This is a genomic window from Bradyrhizobium sp. 33ap4, assembly GCF_032654765.1.
In the GTDB taxonomy this organism is placed as follows: Bacteria; Pseudomonadota; Alphaproteobacteria; order Rhizobiales; family Xanthobacteraceae; genus Bradyrhizobium; species Bradyrhizobium australafricanum.
Map to the genome: position 1 here is coordinate 133,963 of NZ_JAUMTJ010000015.1, position 19,908 is coordinate 153,870.

The 19,908-nt window shown below is 65.4% G+C and carries 19 protein-coding genes; 11 read left to right on the forward strand and 8 right to left on the reverse strand.

The genetic code is table 11. The features are described 5' to 3' along the window. Positions 1 to 101: 101 nt before the first annotated feature. Both ptsP and prfA read left to right on the forward strand, forming a co-directional pair. The gene (gene ptsP, locus Q2M23_RS14015; protein WP_028343590.1) at positions 102 to 2,369 is read left to right on the forward strand and encodes a phosphoenolpyruvate--protein phosphotransferase; all 2,268 of its coding nucleotides are present in this window, start codon (positions 102 to 104) and stop codon (positions 2,367 to 2,369) included. 57 nt (positions 2,370 to 2,426) lie between these two features. Then, the gene (gene prfA / locus Q2M23_RS14020) at positions 2,427 to 3,506 is read left to right on the forward strand and encodes a peptide chain release factor 1 (RefSeq protein ID WP_018269196.1); all 1,080 of its coding nucleotides are present in this window, start codon (positions 2,427 to 2,429) and stop codon (positions 3,504 to 3,506) included. A 34-nt stretch (positions 3,507 to 3,540) separates the two neighbouring features. Here the strand turns inward: prfA and Q2M23_RS14025 are convergent, their stop codons facing one another. Both Q2M23_RS14025 and Q2M23_RS14030 read right to left on the reverse strand, forming a co-directional pair. Next, positions 3,541 to 4,011 carry a MarR family winged helix-turn-helix transcriptional regulator gene (locus Q2M23_RS14025; RefSeq protein ID WP_057015561.1) on the reverse strand — a complete coding sequence of 157 codons (471 nt, stop codon included), beginning with the start codon at positions 4,009 to 4,011 and terminating at the stop codon, positions 3,541 to 3,543. Between the two features lie 144 nt (positions 4,012 to 4,155). After that, positions 4,156 to 4,596: a hypothetical protein gene (locus Q2M23_RS14030; RefSeq protein WP_316395905.1), complete on the reverse strand. Its 441-nt coding sequence runs from the start codon at positions 4,594 to 4,596 to the stop codon at positions 4,156 to 4,158. A 292-nt stretch (positions 4,597 to 4,888) separates the two neighbouring features. Between Q2M23_RS14030 and Q2M23_RS14035 the strand changes: the two genes are divergently transcribed. From Q2M23_RS14035 to Q2M23_RS14050, 4 genes are all read left to right on the forward strand, one after another. Beyond that, positions 4,889 to 6,244, forward strand: coding sequence for a substrate-binding protein (locus Q2M23_RS14035; protein WP_076824712.1), 1,356 nt, complete (start codon positions 4,889 to 4,891; stop codon positions 6,242 to 6,244). Positions 6,245 to 6,358: 114 nt separating this feature from the next. After that, a complete protein-coding gene (locus tag Q2M23_RS14040; protein ID WP_316395906.1) occupies positions 6,359 to 7,234 on the forward strand; it encodes a branched-chain amino acid ABC transporter permease in 876 nt (291 codons plus the stop codon). Between the two features lie 14 nt (positions 7,235 to 7,248). Next, positions 7,249 to 9,105 (forward strand): branched-chain amino acid ABC transporter ATP-binding protein/permease, encoded by a 1,857-nt coding sequence (locus tag Q2M23_RS14045; protein ID WP_316395907.1) that lies wholly within the window; start codon positions 7,249 to 7,251, stop codon positions 9,103 to 9,105. After that, positions 9,102 to 9,800 carry an ABC transporter ATP-binding protein gene (locus tag Q2M23_RS14050; protein ID WP_316395908.1) on the forward strand — a complete coding sequence of 233 codons (699 nt, stop codon included), beginning with the start codon at positions 9,102 to 9,104 and terminating at the stop codon, positions 9,798 to 9,800. The genes Q2M23_RS14045 and Q2M23_RS14050 overlap by 4 nt, the downstream gene beginning before the upstream one ends. 241 nt (positions 9,801 to 10,041) lie before the next feature. Here Q2M23_RS14050 and Q2M23_RS14055 read toward each other — a convergent pair whose 3' ends face one another. Then, complete coding sequence (locus tag Q2M23_RS14055) at positions 10,042 to 10,467, reverse strand: HIT domain-containing protein (protein ID WP_057015567.1); 426 nt, start codon at positions 10,465 to 10,467, stop codon at positions 10,042 to 10,044. A gap of 105 nt (positions 10,468 to 10,572) precedes the next feature. Here Q2M23_RS14055 and prmC point away from each other — a divergent pair, with 105 nt between their 5' ends. Continuing rightward, complete coding sequence (gene prmC / locus Q2M23_RS14060; protein ID WP_316395909.1) at positions 10,573 to 11,460, forward strand: peptide chain release factor N(5)-glutamine methyltransferase; 888 nt, start codon at positions 10,573 to 10,575, stop codon at positions 11,458 to 11,460. Between the two features lie 481 nt (positions 11,461 to 11,941). After that, positions 11,942 to 12,712, forward strand: a complete 771-nt coding sequence (locus tag Q2M23_RS14065) for a DUF4167 domain-containing protein (protein ID WP_057015569.1) — start codon at positions 11,942 to 11,944, stop codon at positions 12,710 to 12,712. A gap of 66 nt (positions 12,713 to 12,778) precedes the next feature. On the opposite strand, the gene Q2M23_RS14070 is transcribed toward Q2M23_RS14065, so the two are convergent. Then, positions 12,779 to 13,531: a class I SAM-dependent methyltransferase gene (locus Q2M23_RS14070; RefSeq protein ID WP_028343579.1), complete on the reverse strand. Its 753-nt coding sequence runs from the start codon at positions 13,529 to 13,531 to the stop codon at positions 12,779 to 12,781. Between the two features lie 185 nt (positions 13,532 to 13,716). On the opposite strand from Q2M23_RS14070, the gene gloB reads away from it, so the two are divergent. Next, on the forward strand, positions 13,717 to 14,484 hold the full coding sequence (gloB, locus tag Q2M23_RS14075) for a hydroxyacylglutathione hydrolase (protein ID WP_092083095.1): 768 nt from the start codon (positions 13,717 to 13,719) through the stop codon (positions 14,482 to 14,484). Beyond that, the gene (locus Q2M23_RS14080; protein WP_253638096.1) at positions 14,484 to 14,915 is read left to right on the forward strand and encodes a cupin domain-containing protein; all 432 of its coding nucleotides are present in this window, start codon (positions 14,484 to 14,486) and stop codon (positions 14,913 to 14,915) included. Before gloB ends, Q2M23_RS14080 begins: the two co-directional genes overlap by 1 nt. A 271-nt stretch (positions 14,916 to 15,186) precedes the next feature. On the opposite strand, the gene Q2M23_RS14085 is transcribed toward Q2M23_RS14080, so the two are convergent. The 3 genes from Q2M23_RS14085 to Q2M23_RS14095 all read right to left on the reverse strand — a co-directional run bounded on the left by Q2M23_RS14085 (position 15,187) and on the right by Q2M23_RS14095 (position 18,319). Continuing rightward, positions 15,187 to 16,059: a DMT family transporter gene (locus Q2M23_RS14085; RefSeq protein WP_057015572.1), complete on the reverse strand. Its 873-nt coding sequence runs from the start codon at positions 16,057 to 16,059 to the stop codon at positions 15,187 to 15,189. A gap of 187 nt (positions 16,060 to 16,246) precedes the next feature. Next, complete coding sequence (gene phbB / locus Q2M23_RS14090; protein WP_016841131.1) at positions 16,247 to 16,972, reverse strand: acetoacetyl-CoA reductase; 726 nt, start codon at positions 16,970 to 16,972, stop codon at positions 16,247 to 16,249. Between the two features lie 168 nt (positions 16,973 to 17,140). Further along, entirely contained in the window at positions 17,141 to 18,319 is a 1,179-nt protein-coding gene (locus Q2M23_RS14095; protein WP_057015573.1) for an acetyl-CoA C-acetyltransferase, read from the reverse strand. A 313-nt stretch (positions 18,320 to 18,632) separates the two neighbouring features. Between Q2M23_RS14095 and phaR the strand changes: the two genes are divergently transcribed. Next, positions 18,633 to 19,223, forward strand: a complete 591-nt coding sequence (gene phaR, locus Q2M23_RS14100) for a polyhydroxyalkanoate synthesis repressor PhaR (protein WP_057015574.1) — start codon at positions 18,633 to 18,635, stop codon at positions 19,221 to 19,223. Positions 19,224 to 19,348: 125 nt separating this feature from the next. Here the strand turns inward: phaR and Q2M23_RS14105 are convergent, their stop codons facing one another. Next, positions 19,349 to 19,735: a RidA family protein gene (locus Q2M23_RS14105; RefSeq protein WP_076824761.1), complete on the reverse strand. Its 387-nt coding sequence runs from the start codon at positions 19,733 to 19,735 to the stop codon at positions 19,349 to 19,351. Positions 19,736 to 19,908 lie beyond the last annotated feature (173 nt).

The window sequence follows — 19,908 nt, forward strand, 5'->3', positions numbered from 1 at the left end:
GAGCGGCGACGCCGAATGATTAAAATTGTTGTTTTTGACGAGTTTTGCGCCAACGGCCGGCCGCACCGGTGCGCTGGCTACGTGGGGAGGGACTGAAACATATGCGGAGCGCGTCGGGAGGCCCCCGCATCCTGTTGAGACGGCTCCGCGAGACCATGGCGGAGCAAGTCTCCGCCCAGGAGCGGCTCGACAAGATCGTGGTGCTGATCGCGGCCAACATGGTGGCCGAGGTCTGCTCCTGCTACGTGCTGCGCATCGACAACACCCTCGAACTCTATGCCACCGAAGGTCTGAACCGCGACGCCGTCCACCGCACGGTGATGAGCGCGCATGAAGGCCTGGTCGGCCTCGTCGCCAGCGAGGCGACGCCGCTCAACCTGTCCGACGCGCAAAGCCATCCCGCCTTCGCCTACCGCCCGGAGACCGGCGAAGAGGCCTACCACTCGTTCCTCGGCGTGCCGATCCTGCGCGCCGGCAACACGCTCGGGGTGCTCGTGGTGCAGAACCGCGCCAAGCGCACCTATGTCGAGGAAGAAGTCGAGGCGCTGCAGACCACCGCCATGGTGCTGGCGGAGATGATCGCCTCCGGCGAGCTTGCCGCGCTGGCGCAGCCCGGCGCCGAGCCCGCCGCGCGGCACTCGCTGCACAAGACCGGCGCGGTGCTCTCCGACGGCATCGCGCTCGGCCACGTCGTGCTGCACGAGCCGCGCGTCGTCATCACCAACTACATCGCCGAGGATCTGCCGAAGGAGATCAAGCGGCTCGACACTGCGCTCGCCAATCTGCGCGCCGATCTCGACCGCATGCTGGAGCGCGGCGACGTCGCCGACGGCGGCGAGCACCGCGAGGTGCTGGAAGCCTACCGCATGTTCGCCAACGACCAGGGCTGGTCGCACAAGCTGCACGAGGCGGTCGCCACCGGCCTCACCGCGGAAGCCGCCGTCGAACGCGTGCAGTCCGACACCCGCGCGCGCATGCTGCGCTCGACCGATCCCTATCTGCGCGACCGCCTGCACGACCTCGAGGATCTCGGCCATCGCCTGATGCGGCAGCTGGTCGGCCAGGACCATGCGCCGTCGCGCGAGCAGCTGCCCGACAACGCCATCCTGATCGCCCGCGCGATGGGCCCGGCGGCGCTGCTCGACTATGACCGCAAGCGGCTGCGCGGCCTGGTGCTGGAGGAAGGCACCGCGAATTCCCACGTCTCGATCGTGGCGCGCGCGCTCGGCATTCCCGCGGTCGGCGAGGTGCCGAACGCGCCCGGCATCGCCGACCCGGGCGATGCCATCATCGTCGACGGCATTTCCGGCGAGATCTATGTCCGCCCCTCGACCGAGATCGAATCCGCCTATGCCGAGCGTGTCCGGTTCCGGGCGCGGCGGCAGGCGCAATATTCGGCGCTGCGCGACAAGGCCTGCGTGACCAAGGACGGCCAGCCGATCGAGCTTCTGATCAATGCCGGCCTGACCATCGACCTGCCGCATATCGACGACACCGGCAGCGCCGGCATCGGCCTGTTCCGCACCGAATTGCAGTTCATGGTGAGCCCGAACCTGCCGCGCTCCAGCGACCAGCTCGCGCTGTACCGCACCGTGCTCGACGCCGCGGGCTCCAAGCCCGTCACCTTCCGCACGCTCGACATCGGCGGCGACAAGGCGCTGCCCTATATGGAGACCGTGATCGAGGAAAATCCCGCGCTCGGCTGGCGCGCGATCCGGCTCGGCCTCGACCGTCCCGGCCTGCTGCGCGGCCAGATCCGCGCGCTGCTGCGCGCCGGCGGCGGCCGCGCGCTGAAGATCATGTTCCCGATGATCTCGGATATCGCCGAGTTCGACCAGGCCAAGGCGATCGTCGAGCGCGAGTTGACCTATCTGCGCCAGCACGGCCATTCGCTGCCCGAGCGGATCGATATCGGCACCATGGTCGAGGTGCCGGCGCTGCTCTACCAGCTCGACGAACTCCTGAAGAAGGTCGACTTCGTCTCGGTCGGCTCCAACGATCTGTTCCAGTTCCTGTTTGCTGTCGACCGCGGCAATGCCAAGGTCTCCGAACGCTTCGACATCCTCTCGGCGCCGATCCTGCGCGCGCTGCGCGACATCGTGCGCAAGGCTAAGGCGGCGAAGAAGGCCGCCTCGCTGTGCGGCGAGATGGCCTCGAAGCCGATCGGCGCGCTGGCGCTGATCGCAATCGGCTACCGTTCGCTTTCATTGTCGGCAACTGCGCACGGCCCGGTCAAGGCGTTGATCCTCGACCTCGACGCCAAGAAGGCCGAGGCGATGATCAATCCGCTGCTGGATGCGCCGGTCGGCAGCGTCTCGATCCGCGCGGCGCTGACGAAGTTTGCGGAAACTGAGGGGCTGGCCTTGTAGCGACGCTGCCGTCGCCGCTGCCGCCCTTCCGTACCTTCCGCAATTCGAGATACCGCCATGCTACCCGAAGCCAAACTCGACGTCCTGCTCGCCCATCATGCCTCGCTCGAGGCCGAGCTGCTCGGCGAGGTCAAGTCCGAGCGCTATGTGCAGATCACGCGCGAGCTCGCCGAGCTCAACCCGTTGATCGACGCGGTGAAGCTCTATCGTTCCGCACGTAGCGAACTCGCCGATACCGAGGCGATGCTGGCGGATGCCGGGACCGACGCCGAAATGCGCAGCATGGCGGAAGCCGAGCTGGAAACGCTGCAGGCGCGGCTCGGCGAGCTCGAGCAGCAGATCCGGATCGCGCTGTTGCCGAAGGACGCGATGGACGACCGCAACGTGATGCTGGAAATCCGCGCCGGCACCGGCGGCGACGAGGCCTCGCTGTTCGCCGGCGACTTGTTCCGGATGTATGAGCGCTTCGCATCCTTGCAGGGCTGGAAGGTCGAGGTGATTTCGGCGAGCGAAGGCACCGTCGGCGGCTACAAGGAAATCATCGCCGAGGTGCAGGGCCGCGGCGCGTTCGCCAAGCTGAAATTCGAATCCGGCGTGCACCGCGTGCAGCGCGTGCCCGACACCGAGACGCAGGGCCGCATCCACACCTCGGCCGCCACGGTCGCCGTGCTGCCGGAGGTCGAGGACGTCGACGTCGATATCAAGGACACCGACTTGAGGATCGAGACCATGCGCGCGGGCGGCGCCGGCGGCCAGCACGTCAACAAGACCGAATCGGCGATCCGCATCACCCATCTGCCGACCGGCATCGTGGTGATGATGCAGGACAGCCGCTCGCAGCACAAGAACCGGGCGTCGGCGATGAACATCCTGCGCTCGCGCATCTACGATGCCGAACGCCAGCGCGTCGAGGCGGCGCGCTCCGCCGACCGCAAGGAGAAGGTCGGCTCCGGCGACCGCTCCGAGCGCATCCGCACCTATAATTTCCCGCAAGGACGCGTCACCGACCACCGCATCAACCTGACGCTCTACAAGCTGCCGCAGGTGATCGCGGGCGAAGCGCTCGGCGAATTGATCGACGCGCTGACCACCGAGCACCAGGCGGCACAGCTCGCCGCGCAGGGCGCCGCGGCCTGACGCGCGCCGCCGCTTGCGCCGGCGGATGCTGCACTCAGTCCTCTTCGGAAGACGGCGAAGACTTCAGCAAGCGGCGCAACGCCGGGCTCGCGACGCGGCGCAGTTCCTCGATGTTCTTCTTCGAGACCGCCTGGAGCTTCTGCTCACCCTTTGCCGTCAGCTTGAGCTGAACCCGCCGCGCGTCGTCGGGATCGGCAAGGCGGCTGACCAGCCCGAGCTTTGCCATGCGGTTCATCAGTTCGACGGCGGAGTGATGCCGGATCAGCAGGAACCGGGCGATGTCGCCGACGGTCGGCGGACCGGGATCGACGAAACCCTTGATGCCGAGCAGCGCCTGATGCTGCCGCGGCGTCATTCCGGCCTTCCGGGCGCCCTCCTCGCTGAAGGCGAGAAACCTGCGCAACTCGTAGCGAAACTGCGCCAGCGCCCGGTAGTCCACCGTCGCGGCCACGGCCTTGCGTTTGGTTGCGCCGGCGAGCGCTCGTCGTTGCTTTGGTTGCGGCATTCGATCGTCCTGCTGCTGGCTCGCTCCGCCGGACGGCAGACGCCGTGCAACGCTATCAAGCCCGCGCCGAACGCACCATACTACCGGTCGCCCTTCCACTCATGTTTCAACGGTTTGACGATCGAGCGGCGGGGCCGCGCAAGCTCAGGGCTGCGGCCAGTGATCGTAGGTCGAGCTCAATATTTTCAGCAGCACGATCTGGAACGCGACCGGAATCCGCGGGCTCCTGCGGCGAATGGATTTCTCCAGCGCCTCGGTGATCTCGCTCCTGGTGAGATGCCCGGCCGAGGCACGCGCGACCAGATCGCCCCAGACCTCCGACAACGACTTGCCGGTGTGATGCGGAGACGGGATCGTTATCCCGCGCGTCTCGGCCCAAGCGATGATCTCGCGCATGGTTTGCCGTCCGCAATTTCGCGCCGTCGCGAGATGGCGCGCGGTGAGCAGGCGCAGCAGATCGTCCGGCGGCGTCCAGCCCACCTTCGGCGGCACTTCGTCGAGCAGCTCGACCGCCAGTTCCTTCAGGACGTTGATCGCGCGAATGCTCAGGCTGCCCGATTGCCCGGCGCCACCGTGCTCGGACACGACGTGCTCTCCGGCACCTCCGGTGCGACTTGAAGGCTCCTGGATCATCGCTCCCTCACTTACAGGACCCGCCCCCGGTCGGTAAACCCTCGATACATCGTAGAACGATATAAATTCTATCGTAGGTCGATATGATTCGACGAAAGGTGACATTGACTAAATATGCCGGTGGGGAATTGTAGCTGTGACAGGCTGCTCGATTGCAGCCGGCGCATCGTGCCGCCGATCGATCCGATCAGGCGACGAGTGAGCATGCGCGCCAACAATCAATATAATTGGAGGATACTGAGCGATGAGCACCAAGGATTTTCGGCCGGGCAGTGCCCCGAACGTTTCGCGCCGCACTTTGCTGCAAGCCGGCGCGGGCCTGATCGGCGGCAGCGTGCTGCCGGCCTCGATCGCATCGCGGGCCTTCGCCGAGGACCACCCGGCGATCGGAACCTATCCCGCGGGCTCGTCGGGCTCTTCGGCGTTCATCGGCATCTCGGTCCCGCGCACCGGCACCTATGCGGTGCAGGGCGAGGATGAGCTCAAGGGCTATCAGCTCGCGATCGAGCACATCAACAGCGGCCACGAGCTGATCAAGAAGATCTCGCCGAAGACCAGCAAGGGCGTGCTCGGCAAGGAGCTGAAGTTCGGCGTCGCGGATTCCGCGGCGAAGCCGAACGAGGCCGTGCAGGCGCAGCAGCGCTTCATCTCCGAGAACAAGGCGGTGATGATCACCGGCGGCACGTCGAGCGCGGTCGCGGTGGCGCTGAACAAGCTGGCGCAGCGCGAGAAGGTGATCTTCGTCTGCGGCATTTCCGGCTCCAACGACACCACCGGCAAGGATTGCGTGCGCTACGGCTTCCGCCAGAACTTCTTCGGCCAGACCGCCGCGGCGGCGATCGCGCCGGTGCTGATCAAGCAGTTCGGCAAGAACAAGAAGGCCGCCTACCTGACGCCCGACTATACCTACGGCCACACCGTCACCAAGTCGATGCAGGACTACCTCGCCCAGGCGGGCTGGACCACCGTCACCAACCAGGTCTCGCCGCTCGGCGCGCCGGACTATTCGTCCTATCTGCTCAACGTCGCGAACTCCGGCGCCGACGTGCTGATCAACGTCAACTGGGGTCACGATGCCGTGCTGTCGACGCAGCAGGCCAAGCAGTTCGGCGTGCTCGACAAGATGAAGCTCGTGGTGCCCTACCAGGTGCCGTTCATCGCCCGCGAGACCGGCGGCCTGATGCAGGGCGTCTACGCCGCGACCGACTATTGGTGGACCATCGAGGACAAATATCCGCTGGCCAAGATGTTCAACGAGGCCTTCGAGAAGAAGTACGGATACAAGCCGGAATGGGGCGCCGAGAATGCCTATGTCAGCTTCGCGCACTGGGCCCGCATGGTCGAGGAGGCCGGCAGCTTCTATCCGCCCGACGTCATCAAGGCCTATGAGAAGGGCGAGACGCTGCCTTCGCTTGTCGGCGACGTCCACTATCGCCCCGAGGATCATCAGTGCGTCCGCCCCGTCGTCATCGTCCGCGGCAAGATGGAAAAGGAGATGAAGAACAAGGAGGACTATTACGAGGTGATCGAGATCGTCCCCGGCGACGGTCTGATGCAGAAGCCGGATGCGTTCGGCTGCCATCTCGGCGACTACACCTGATTAACGTGGGAAGACTCGGCGCCGTGGGCGGGGCGACCCGGCCCGCGGCGCCGCTTTTCTCGGAGCGCATCCTCCACTGACCGGGCCAGGTATACGGCTAAGTGAACGCGCGTCATGATCCACTGGCCAAATTTCGTCTCGCAACTTTTCAACGGACTGGCGCTCGGCGCGCTGCTCGCGCTGATCAGCTCCGGATTGACGATCATCTACGGCACACTCGGGGTGCTCAACCTCGCCCACGGCGCCATGTTCATGATCGGCGGCTACGCCGGATACGTGGCCTATTCCTACACCGGCTCGTTCATTCTCGCCGTGATCGCGGGCTCGCTGTTCGTGATGGTGCTCGGGATTGCGATGGAGCGGATCATCATCCGCCACTTCTACCACCGCCCGCATGAGGACCAGCTGCTGGTCACGTTCGGCCTCGGCATCTGCTTCGTCGAGATCGTGCGGCTGATCTTCACCAGCCAGTCGCAGGTGGTGCCGCCGCCGGCGCTGCTGCAGGGCATCACCTCGCTCGGCTTCCTGTTCTACCCGACCTACCGGCTTGCGGTCGTCGGCATCGTCGCGGTCGCGCTCGGCGCGCTGTTCCTGATCCTGTACCGCACCCGGCTCGGCATGATCGTGCGCGCCGGCATCGAGGATTCGGTGATGGTCGATTCGCTCGGCATCAACGTCTACCGCGTCTTCATGATCGTGTTCGGCATCGGCGCGATGGCCGCAGGCTTCGCCGGCATCATCAATGCACCGGTGGTGTCGCTGACGCCGGGTGTCGGCGACGACATCCTGGTCGAGACCTTCGTGGTGGTGGTGATCGGCGGCGTCGGCTCGTTTCCCGGCGCCATCCTCGGCGGGCTGATCGCCGGCGAGATCATCAGCATCACCTCGATGTTCAACCCCGGTTACGCCTACGTCATGCTGTTCGCGGCGATGACGCTCGTGCTGGTGCTCAGACCGCACGGCCTGCTCGGCACGCAGGGCCGCGAATGACGACGGATATTTAGATGCTTAAACAGCGCCCATACCTGATCGAATTCCTGACGGCCGCCGGACTGATCGTCGCGCCCTTCGTGCTGCCGTGGCTCGGCTTCGCGCCCAACACGGTGAACCGGATCCTGGTCTGGGGTCTGTTCGGCCTCGGCTTCGACATCCTGTTCGGCTTCACCGGCCTGCTGTCGTTCGGCCAGTCGGCCTTCTACGGCACCGGCGGCTTTGTCGCCGCCTGGCTGCTGACGCGCGCCGGCTTCCCGTACGTCGTGCTCGCGCTCGTCATCGGCATGATCGCGGCCGCCGCCACCGGCTATCTGATCGGCCTGATCGCGCTGCGTCGCACCGGCATCTACTTCGCGATGATCACGGTGGCGATCGCCGAGGTGTTCTTCTTCGTCGAGTTCAATCCGCTGTCGGACTTCACCGGCGGCGAGAACGGGCTGCCGGGCGTACCGACCCCGAGCTTCAGTCTCGGCTTCACCACGCTGCACTTCACCACCGGCTGGTCGCTCTACCAGTTCCTGGCGCTGTGCTACTTCATCGGCGTCGTGATCGCGCTGCGCATCGTGCGTTCGCCGGTCGGCGCCGTGTTCAGCGCGATCCGCGACAACCCGCTGCGCGCCACCGCGGTGGGCCACAACATCCACGGCTACAAGCTGACCGCCTTCGTGATCGCCGCCGCCTATGCCGGCTTTGCCGGCGGGCTGCTCGGCGTGCTGCAGGCCTTCATGCCGCCCGACGCGTTCACCTTCGACACCTCGGGCCAGCTCGTGATGCAGACCGCGATCGGCGGCCGCGGCACGCTGTTCGGGCCGCTGGTCGGCGCCGCGGTGTGGCTGTCGCTGCAGGACTTCCTGCAGGCGGCGCTCGGGCTCGGCGCGGCCTGGAAGCTCGTGCTCGGCATCGTGTTCGTGCTGCTGGTGTGCTTCCTGCGCCGCGGCATCATCGGCGGCCTCGCCGATCTTTACCGCCTCCTGACCGGACAGCGCGGCGCCAAGGAGCCGGAGGAGAGCGCACCCGAGGTCGTCGCCGTGGCAAGCGAGCGGCACGCCACGGCGCCCGCCGCGCCGAAGCCGGTGGCGGCTCGCGCCGGCGGCAATCCGTCCGGCCCGATCCTCCAGGCCAGGGGCCTGACCAAGCGCTATGGCGGCCTGCTCGCCAACAGCGACATCGACTTCACCGTCAATCACGGCGAGCTGCGCGGCATCATCGGCCCGAACGGCGCCGGCAAGTCGACCTTCTTCAAGATGCTGACCTGCGAGGTGCATCCGACCTCGGGGACCATCCTGTTCGAGGGCCGCGACATCACCGGCATGAATGTCACCGACGTCTGTCAGCTCGGCCTGACCAAGAGCTACCAGGTCAACCAGCTGTTCATCGGGCTGACGGTGCGCGAGAATCTGGTGATCGCGGCGCTGTCGGCGCTGCGCGGCAAGTTCAAGCTCGACCTGTTCCGCAGCATCGACAGCATTCCCGGCCTGTCCGAGCGCGTGCAGCAGACGCTCGAGCTGGTCAATCTCACATCGAGGCCGGATACGCCGGTGTCCGAGCTCGCCTATGGCGAGAAGCGGCGGCTGGAGATCGGGCTGGCGCTGGCGACGTCGCCGAGCCTGTTGCTGCTCGACGAGCCGCTGGCCGGCATGAGCCCGCGCGAACGCGTCGAGACCGTCAAGCTATTGAAGTCGATCAGCCAGGGCCGCACCATGATCATCATCGATCACGACATGGATGCGCTGTTCGAGCTCGCCGAGCGCGTCACCGTGCTGCAGGAGGGCCGCGTGCTGGTCGAGGGAACGCCGGAAGAGATCAAGAACAACTCGACCGTCCAGGAAGCCTATCTTGGCGGCGTGCATGGAGTGCTCGCCGCATGAGCCTGCTCGAGGTCAACGGACTGAACAGCTATTACGGGGATTCCCATATCCTGTTCGACGTCTCGATGCGCGTCGAGCGCAACGAGGTGGTGGCGCTGCTCGGGCGTAATGGCGCCGGCAAGAGCACGACGCTGAAGAGCCTGATGGGCGTGGTGACCCCGCGCCGCGGCTCGGTGATGTTCGACGGCATCGAGATCTCCGGCCGGAAGAGCCACAAGATCGCGCAAGCCGGCATGCAGCTGGTCCATGAGGAGCGCCGTATCTTCGGCAGCCTGAGCGTCGAGGAGAACCTCGTGATCGCCGGCCTGACCGCCTCGCAGCGCTGGCCGCTCGACCGCATCTACGAGATGTTCCCGCGGCTGCGCGAGCGGCGCGGCAACCGCGGCACCGACCTGTCGGGCGGCGAGCAGCAGATGCTGGCGATCGCGCGCGCCTTGGTACGCGATCCCAAGATCATCCTGCTCGACGAGCCGTTCGAGGGCCTGGCGCCGGTGATCGTGCGCGACCTGATGAAGGCGTGTCGCGATCTCGCCGAGGCCGGACAGACCATCGTGCTGGTGGAGCAGAACCTCGCCGCGACGCTCGCGCTGGCGCAGCGCATCTACATCATCAACAACGGGCACATCGTCCATGAAGGGCCGGCGCAGGAGATCAAGGCGCAGCCCGATGTTCTGCAGCGCTATCTCGGGGTTTAGGGCGCGTCACTTTCTCCGCCGTCATTGCGAGCCAACGGGTCGCGCGAACGCACGCCCGATGACAGGCTCCGCGAAGCAATCCATCGGTCCGCATGCGCGGATGGATGGATTGCTTCGTCGCTACAGCGCAAAATTGCTTTACAAATTTTGTCGCGAGCTCCTCGCAATGACGAACTCGATATTGCGCATGGCCTCTCGGGATAGGGATTACGGCATTCCCGCGTCGGACCGGGCCATCCGCTCACCCACCCAGCGCCGCGATCATCCGCCTGGCGTGATCGGCGAGCACATCCATCTCCGCCTTGACGGTCTGCGCCGGCAGCAGTGCGACGCCGGCCTTCACCGGCATCACATGCATGTGCAGGTGAAACACCACCTGACCGCTGGCGGGCTCGCTGAACTGCTGGATGATGATGCCGTCGGCCGCGAACGCCTTCATCGCGGCGATGGCGATGCGCTTGGCCGACCGCGCCACCGCGGCGAGGTCGTCTTCCGCGATGTCGAGGATGCCGCGCGCGGGCGCCTTCGGAATCACCAGGGTATGTCCCGGCGATCGCGGCATGATGTCGAGAAAGGCAAAGGTCCGGTCGGTCTCGTAGACCTTGAAGCTCGGGACCTCGCCGCGCAGGATCCTGGCGAAGATGTTCTGATCGTCATAGCCCGTCATGGTCGCGCGTTCCGGATCGCTAGGTTCAGATTCTGACCGTGCGCGCCGGCCGCACGGGGCGCAAGTGATATCGACGCCGCATCGACCATCGGCTAACAACGCGCCATGAGCGAACCCGCAGGACATGGCCAGACTGTCGAGAGCATCAGGCGCAGCCTCGCCGCCCGCCTCAAGGCGGCCGGCCACGACGCCGCCGAGCTCGATGCGCGACTGCTGGTCGGCGCCGTGCTGGGGCTCGATCTGACCGGCATGATCACCGGCGCGAAGCGCGCGCTGACGAGGGACGAAGCCGATCGCCTCGAGCACCTCGCGCAGCGCCGCCTCGCCGGCGAACCGGTCGCGCGCATCCTCGGCGTCAAGGAGTTCTGGGGACTGCCGCTGCACCTGTCCGCCGCGACGCTGGTGCCGCGCCCGGACACCGAGACGGTGGTCGAGCGCGCACTCGAACTGCTGCGCGCCGACGGGGTGGCCGAGCGCGCCTTGCGGATCGCCGATCTCGGCACCGGTTCTGGCGCGATCCTGCTGGCGCTGCTCTCGGAACTGCCGAACGCGCATGGCTTCGCCACCGACATCTCGACGGAGGCGCTGCAGACCGCGAGCCGCAACGCCACCGCGCTCGGATTCGCCGATCGCACGACATGGATCGAGTGCGACTACGGCCGCGGGCTCGTCGGCGCGTTCGAGCTGATCGTGTCCAATCCGCCGTACATCCCCTCGGCCGACGTCGCCGGACTCGACATCGAGGTGCGCGCGCATGATCCGCGCGCGGCGCTCGACGGCGGTGCCGACGGGCTCGACGCCTACCGCGCGCTGATTTCGCAATCTGCGGGTCTTTTGACCTCAGGAGGATTTCTGGTTGTGGAAGTCGGACAGGGTCAGAGCGGCGACGTTGAAGCGCTGATGACGGCATCCGGGTTATCCCCAACGGGGCCGCCAAAGGCCGATCTGGGGGGCATCCCGAGGGCCGTTTCCGCCCGCCGGCTGCCCCGATAAAGTCCTATTGGAACGAAAAAAAACCTCTTGGATTATCCCCCGGGAACGACTACGTTCCGGGCACAACATCGGTGCTGGCCCCGTAATCCGTTACGGGTGATGACCAGGGTTCAGCAGAGCCCGCCGATCGAAAGGTTCCAGGAACGCAGGTCATATAGAGCGCAATAGCCGAAGCTGTGCTGCTCTCGACCGCCAAGCGAACGAAAGCCTGTTATTGCGCTTGAAGACTTACGCACGAGAACTGAGCCTGTCTCAACGGGCGGAATGATTTGGTCGCTGGCGCGATTGCCGGCGGTTGGGGAACGCGTCTTTGCTGCACGCGACTTTGCTGAACGAGATGGTCGGCGACATCGAAACCACTTCGAACGGTATTGCGATTCCGTGTGCCTAGGCGCGCGCCGAATCGGACTCTGGGAATCGGACTTCTGAGAAATCGGACTGTGGACTGCAATAACTTCAGGGCTGGAATAAAAGGCGACAGATGAGAAACGGTCAGAACAACAAGCGGATGCGCAACCGGAATAACAACAACAATAACAACAACAATAACCGGCGCGGCCAGAATCCCCTGACACGGGTGTACGAATCGAACGGACCTGACATCAAGATCCGCGGCACGGCCTCCCACGTGGCCGAGAAATACGTTCAGCTTGCGCGCGATGCGCGCTCCTCCGGCGATCCGGTGGCCGCTGAGAACTACTACCAGCACGCCGAGCACTACTACCGGATCATCGCGGCCGCGCAGGAGCAGTTCCGGCAGAATCAGCAGCCGCCGCGCCCCGACGCCGAGGTCACCCCGACCGAAGACGGCGACGACGACAGCGACGGCTATTCGAGCTTCGGCCAGGAGCCGGGCTTCGTGCCGCAGCAGCAGCAACCTTTCATGCGCGACAACGGCCAGCAGCCGTACCAGCGCGAGCAGCAGCAGCCGCGCGAGCATCGCGAGCGCGACCAGCAGCCGCGTGAGCACCGCGAGCGCGAGCATCGTCCGCAGCCGCAATATCAGCCGCAACCGCAGAACCAGCCGCAGCCCGCGATGGCCGATGCCGGCGGCGTCGATCGCCTGCCCTCGTTCATCACCGGCGGCGCGCAGCCACAGGTCAACGGCGCCTATGAAGGCAATAATGGCGGCGCAGAACGCGGCGAACGGAGCGAGCGCTTTCCGCGCCGCCGCCGCCGTCCGCACGGCCCGCGCCCCGACCTGGCGACGCAGCCCGCACCGAGCGACGACTTCAATCCGGGCAACGAGTAATCCTGAAAATCTGTCACCCTCCCTTCACGGGGAGGGTGAATTGTCCGCGTCACGCCTCGGGTCGTGTTACGACTCTGCGTGAGTCGATTTGCGCGTCGCCGTCGAGGACGGCACCAGCACCGGACGCAATGACGGGATCAGCTGCGTGCGCTCGCGACGCGCGGGAATCGCCCGATAGACCTGCTTGGTCGCCTCCACGATATGCACGCCGGCGAACGGCATCGACAGCGCCGCGCCGACCCGCTCCCACGCCATCGCCGAGCGCAGGAACCAGCTGCCCTGCACCGGCGGCATGAACAACGCCTCGCCCCACGACGACGGCGTGAACCAGGTCTGCCGCAACAGCTGCGTGATCTGCGCCCGCGAATAGGGCCGGCCATGGCCGAACGGCGTGGCGTCGGTGCGCGTCCAGACGCCGCGGCGGTTCGGGATGATCGCGATCAGCCGCCCCGACGGCGAGAGCACCCGCCACACCTCGCGCAGCAACCGCTCCGGGTCATCGGACATCTCCAGCGCGTGCACCAGCAGCACGCGGTCGACCGCGGCATCCGGCAGCGGCATCGAGAATTCGTCGATCAAGGTGGCCAGCGCCGGCCGGCCGGTCGGCCATTTCAGCACGCCCTGGGCCGCCGGCATGAAGGCGATGCAGCGCTCGCAGGACTCACGGAACAGGCCGAGATAGGGGGTCGGATAGCCGAGGCCGAGCACGCGCTGGCCTTCCGCGTTCGGCCACCGCGCGCGGATACCCCGGTTGATCAGCTGCCGCGCCACGATGCCGAGGCGCTGCGAATAGAAGTCGCGCAGGTCGATGACGTCCATGGTGTTTAGCCTAACACGCCCCCTGCTGCCCGGGTGCGCCGAAAATTGCATTGCCGCCGGAGCGTTAACGCCATATTTCACCCCTATATTGGGCGCGTTAAAAGCATGACCCGGGAAAGTCGATACCGGTCTTTCGAATACATCATGCTTTGAAAATGTCCGTCCCGTTTGTTCGTGGAGATATCATGACCGCCGAAATTCGCACCTTCAGCTGCCTCACCGACAATTTCGGGTATTTGATCCACGATCCCGCGACCAAGGCGACCGCGTCGATCGACGCGCCGGAAGCCGGCCCGATCATCAAGGCGCTGGAGCGCGAAGGCTGGACGCTGACGGATATCCTGATCACCCATCACCACGGCGACCATGTCGGCGGCGTCGCCGAGCTGAAGCAGAAATATGGCTGCCGCGTCGTCGCCCCGCACGACCAGTCGGCCAAGATCGCCAATGTCGATCTGCGCGCCGCCAATGCCGATGTCATCAAGGTCGGCAGCCTGCTCGCACGCGTGGTCGAGACGCCCGGCCATACGCTCGATCACATCTCCTATGTGTTCGACGGCGAGAAGGCGGTGTTTGCCGCCGATACGCTGTTCTCGATCGGCTGCGGCCGGGTGTTCGAGGGCACCTACCCCATGATGTGGGATTCGCTGCTGAAGCTGCGCTCGCTGCCGGACGATTTCCGTCTCTATTGCGGCCATGAATATACCGCTGCGAATGTGAAATTCGCGCTCACCATAGAGCCCGACAATCCGGCCCTGCAGAAGCGGGCCGAAGAGGTCACAAAGCTGCGCGCCGAGAACAAGCCGACGATCCCGGTGCTGCTCGGCGACGAGAAGAAGGCCAACGTGTTCCTGCGCGCCGACGAGCCGGCGGTGGCGGCAAAGCTGCACATGAAGGGCGCCGACCCGGCGCTGGTGTTCGGCGAGCTCCGCGAGCGCAAGAACAAGTCGTGATGGCCGACCTCTCGGCGGCCGACATCATCGCGCGGCTCGCGCTGCAGCCGCATCCCGAAGGCGGGCACTATCGCGAGACGTTTCGCGACGCGCGCGGCGACGCCAATGGCCGTGCGCATTCGACCGCGATCTACTTCCTGCTGGCGCGCGGCGAGCGCTCGCATTGGCACCGCATCGACGCCGTCGAGATGTGGCACTATTACGCCGGCGCGCCGCTGACATTGCGGATCGCGCAGGACGGCGGCCCACATTCGATCACGCTCGGGCCGGATGTGGCGCGCGGCGAGCAGCCACAGGCAATCGTGCCGGCGCACGCCTGGCAGGCCGCCGAAAGCAACGGCGACTGGACGCTGGTCGGCTGCACCGTCGCGCCGGGATTCGAGTTCGCGAAGTTCGAGCTGGCGCCAAAGGGCTGGGAGCCCGCTTCTTAAGAGCTTTTTCCCGTCATCCCCGCGCAAAGGCTTCGCCTTTGTCGCTGGAGGTGCGAGCCTTGCGGCGCAAACGCGCCGCTGGGCGAGCCTCGAAGGATGAATCGGCCACAGACGGGGCCGTCGACCCTTCGAGACGGCCGCGTTGCGGCCTCCTCAGGGTGACGGTGAAACAGTAGCAACAACCCTCTTCGTAGGATGGGTAGAGCGCAGCGAAACCCATCAATTCCTATCTACTCTGCGGGATGATGGGTTTCGCTTCGCTCTCCCCATCCTACGTTCTTTTTCTCAGCACCATGTCCTTTGCCGCGATCAGCCCGCCGCCGGCGATCAGGATCGCGGCGATCGCGATATTGGCACTCGGCTTGGCAAACCCCGCTGCTATCAGGAACGCGGTCGAGAGCAGCGGCGTGGCATAGGAGGCGGCACCGAGCACGCGGATGTCGCCGCGCTTCATGCCGATATCCCAGGCGAAGAACGCGGCCCCCACCGGACCGATGCCGAGCGCGACGACGGCAAGCCACTGCAGCGGCGTCGCGGGCCACACCGTCGTCTCCACCATCATGTGCACCAGCGCCGCAAGCACGGCGGTCGCGAGGCAGAAGCCGGCCACCGCATCGGTCGGCACCGCCTTGAGCCGGCGCGACATCACCGAATAGGACGCCCAGACGAACGCCGCGACAAAGGCGGCCGCGAAGCCTGGAATCTGCTCTTTTGTGAAGGCGCCGGTGTTGCCGGCGAACAGCAGCACGGTGCCGGCGAGCCCGAGCAGCGCGCCGACGATGTGATGCACCGCAAGCCGCTCGCCCGGCAGCAGCGACGAGAACAGCACGATCAACAGCGGCCAGAGATAATTGAGCAGCCCGGCCTCGGCCGGCGGGGCGAAGCGCAGCGCCAGGAAATACAGCGCGTGATAGCCGAACAGCCCGCCGACGCCGACGACCCAGGCGACGAGCGGTTGCTTCAACGCGCCGAAGGCTGATGGACGCAACAGGAAGCTCGCGAACGCCACCGCGGCGCCGATCGCAAAGGTCATGGCCGCGAGCTGGAACGCCGGGATCGTCCCGGTCGCGACCGTCATGACCGACAGCAGCGACCACATCAGGATGGCGGTCAGTCCGACAAGGGTGGCAGTTCGGGTCGTCATCTCAATTCAATCCGTCGTGGCCGGGCATGACTATCCAAAGGATGGCGGTCTGAAGCCGCTCGCCGATGTCCCGGCCGGCCACGTCTTCCTTCGCGTGTGGCGCGTTGTAAAGACGAAAATGCCCGGCACAAGGCCGGGCATTCGCTACTTGATTGTGCGCGCCTGCGATGCGACGACGCTACTCGCGTCAGGCGTGATACTGGCCGCCGTTCACCGTCAGCGTCGAGCCGGTGATGAAACCGGCATCGTCGGCGGCGAGGAACACCACGGCCCGCGCGATCTCTTCGGGTTCGCCGAGCCGGGCGACCGGAATCTGCGGGATCACGTTCTTCTCGAGCACGTCCTTCGGCACCGCCTGCACCATCTCGGTGTTGATATAGCCGGGGCAGATCACGTTCACGGTGATGCCGCCCTTGGCGTTCTCCAGCGCCAAGGCCTTGGTGAAGCCGATGTCGCCGGCCTTGGCCGCGGAGTAGTTGACCTGGCCGAACTGGCCTTTCTGGCCGTTGATGGAAGAGATCGAGATGACACGGCCGAACTTGCGGGCGCGCATGCCCTCGATCACCTGGCGCGTCATGTTGAACAGCGAGCCGAGGTTGGTGTTGATCACGGCATTCCACTGCTCGACCGTCATCTTGTGGAACGCGGTATCCTTGGTGATGCCGGCATTGTTGACGAGCACGTCGACCGGGCCGAGATCGGCCTCGACCTGCTTGACGCCAGCCGCGCAGGCGTCGAACGAGGCGACGTCCCACTTGTAGACCGGAATCCCGCTCTCCGCCTTGAACTTCTCCGCCGCGGCGTCATTGCCGGCGTAGCTCGCCGCCACCTTGTAGCCCGCCGCTTTCAGCGCCTTGCTGATCGCAGCTCCAATACCGCGCGTTCCGCCCGTCACCAATGCAACACGTGCCATGTCCGTTTCCTCCTTGGCCGTCTTTTATGACCGGATAACTCCGGCCTACGCACTCACAACCCCTCGAAACAAAAATGCCCGGCGCAAAGCCGGGCATCTTATTTATCAGCTCGCTTCGCGGTTGACAGATGATCTTTTCATCACCTAACCGGCCTCGCTGCCTTTTGTTCAGTCGCGTGCAACGCACATAGCGATGCCCATGCCGCCGCCGATGCACAGCGTCGCGAGGCCCTTCTTGGCATCGCGCTTCTGCATCTCGTGCAGCAGCGTCACCAGCACGCGCGCACCCGACGCGCCGACCGGATGGCCGATCGCGATCGCGCCGCCATTGACGTTGACCTTGGCCGGATCCCAGCCGAGGTCCTTGTTCACCGCGCAAGCCTGCGCCGCGAACGCCTCGTTGGCCTCGATCAGATCGAGGTCGGCGATGTTCCAGCCGGCCTTCTTCAGCGCGGCGCGCGAGGCGGGGATCGGGCCGGTGCCCATGATCTTGGGGTCGACGCCGGCCTGGCCCCACGACACGATGCGGGCCAGCACCTTCTTGCCCTGCTTGGCGGCTTCCTTGGCGGTCATCAGCACGACGGCGGCGGCGCCGTCATTGATGCCCGAGGCGTTGCCGGCGGTCACGGTGCCGTCCTTCTCGAAAGCCGCGCGGAGCTTGGCCATCGCGTCGAGCGTGGCGCCGTGGCGCGGATACTCGTCGGTGTCGACCACGATATCGCCCTTGCGGGACTTGATGGTGACCGGGACGATCTCGTCCTTGAACTTGCCGGCCTTCTGCGCCGCCTCGGCCTTGTTCTGCGAACTGACCGCGAACTCGTCCTGCTGCGACCGGGTGATCTGGTACTGCTTGGCGACGTTCTCGGCGGTGTTGCCCATGTGGTAGCCGTTGAAGGCATCCCACAGCCCGTCCTTGATCATGGTGTCGATCAGCTCGAGCCCGCCCATCTTGACGCCGCCACGCAGATATTGCGCGTGCGGGGCCATGCTCATGGATTCCTGGCCACCCGCGACGACGATCGAGGAATCACCGTTGAGCAGCGCCTGGTAGCCGAGCGCCACAGTGCGCAGGCCCGAGCCGCAGAGCTGGTTGACGCCCCAGGCCGGGCTTTCCACCGGGATGCCGGCCGCGATCGAGGCCTGGCGGGCCGGGTTCTGGCCCTGCGCGGCGGTGAGGATCTGGCCCATGATGACTTCGGAGACCTGACCGCCCTCGACGCCGGCACGCTCCAGCGCCGCCTTGATGGCGATGGCCCCGAGGTCATGGGCCGGCGTGGTGGCGAAAGCGCCGTTGAAGCTACCGACGGGGGTGCGGGCGGCGCTGACGATGACGACATCGTCTGACATGGACATCTCCTATGGGTTGTAGCTGGGTTTCTCGACGGCGGGCGGCCGATTTGGCGGGCCTGTCTCTTGACGGCTATCCTGTAAACCTCGTTGAGACATGTCAATCGCACTGTCGGGCAAATCGCGCCGCGACGCACTCAAAATGACGCCCTTGGCACTTTCCTGAGCAAATCCTATGCTTTGGAATTAACCGCACAGCACAAAACTGTAGCCGAACCGCTTTGAAAATGCTTACCTTTGCTGCGATGCGTTGCATTTTGCCCTGCGGCGATGCCGTAGGGTTCCAGGTTCTTCGGTGTTGAAGTGAGAGCCCATGGCAAAATCTGAACAACCGACCACGATCAAGAAATACGCGAACCGGCGGCTCTATAATACCGGGACGAGCACCTATGTCACGCTCGAGGATCTCGCGGCGATGGTGAAGGAAGGCGAAGATTTCCTCGTCTATGACGCCAAGACCGGCGACGACATTACCCGCTCCGTGCTCGCGCAAATCATCTTCGAGCAGGAAAACAAGGCCGGGCAGAACCTGCTGCCGACCACTTTCCTGCGCCAGCTGATCCGCTTCTACGGCGACAGCATGCAGATGGTGGTGCCGAAATATCTCGAACAGTCGATCGAGACGCTGACCAAGGAACAGGAAAAATTCCGCAAGCAGATCGCGGGCGCGCTGAGCGGGACACCGTTTGCGCCGCTGGAAGAACAGGTCCGCCGCAACATGGAGCTGTTCCAGCAGACCTTCTCGATGTTCAAGCCGTTCGTGCCGCAACGCGGTGGCGGCGAGGCCGACAAGGCGCCGGAGCCCACGCCCGATGACGGCAACATCGACGATCTTCGCCGCCAGATGAAGGACATGCAGGAACGCCTCGAGCGCATGTCGCAGCCGACGAAGAAGGACGAGTAGGTCTCGTTCAGGTCCGCTGCCGGCCCGGCCGGACCTCCGGCCGCCATCACTTCTGAAGTCCTGACGGCGGCTCTCGCCGACGTCGGGCGGTCTCCGTCTGGTCGAGCATACCCTCGCGGGCGCGTCTATGCAGGCCGGCGGCAGACGAGATCGATTTCGATCAACGCATCATAGGCGAGACCGGTGACGCCGACGCAGGTGCGGGCCGGCAGGCGGTCGGACGGGAAATAGCGGCGATAGGTCTCGTTCATCGCCGCATAATCTTCCTTGAAGCGCGTCAGATAGATGCGCGACATCACGATATGCTCGAGGCCGAGATCGAGGCCCGCAAGCACCACGCGCAGATTCTCCATCACCGCGCGGGTCTGCGCCACGATGCCCTCGGGCAATAGGCCGGGTGCGGCCGGCGTATCCGGCATCTGGCCGGTGACGAAAACGAAACCATCCGTCTCGACCGCGTGGCTGAACGGCGCGACCGGCTTCGGGCCGCCGGATATCATGTGAAACTGCAACGACGTCTCCTCGCCTGCTCTTTGATGGATCATGATGCGCGTCTACGGCATCGCATCATGATCTCATGTCTTTGTTCGAGCATGATCTTTCACGCTCTAGTGTCCCGAATCCGAAGTTCGCATCATTTGCCGCACCTTCGGAGCGAACTTCGGATTCGATAAGGACACTAGCA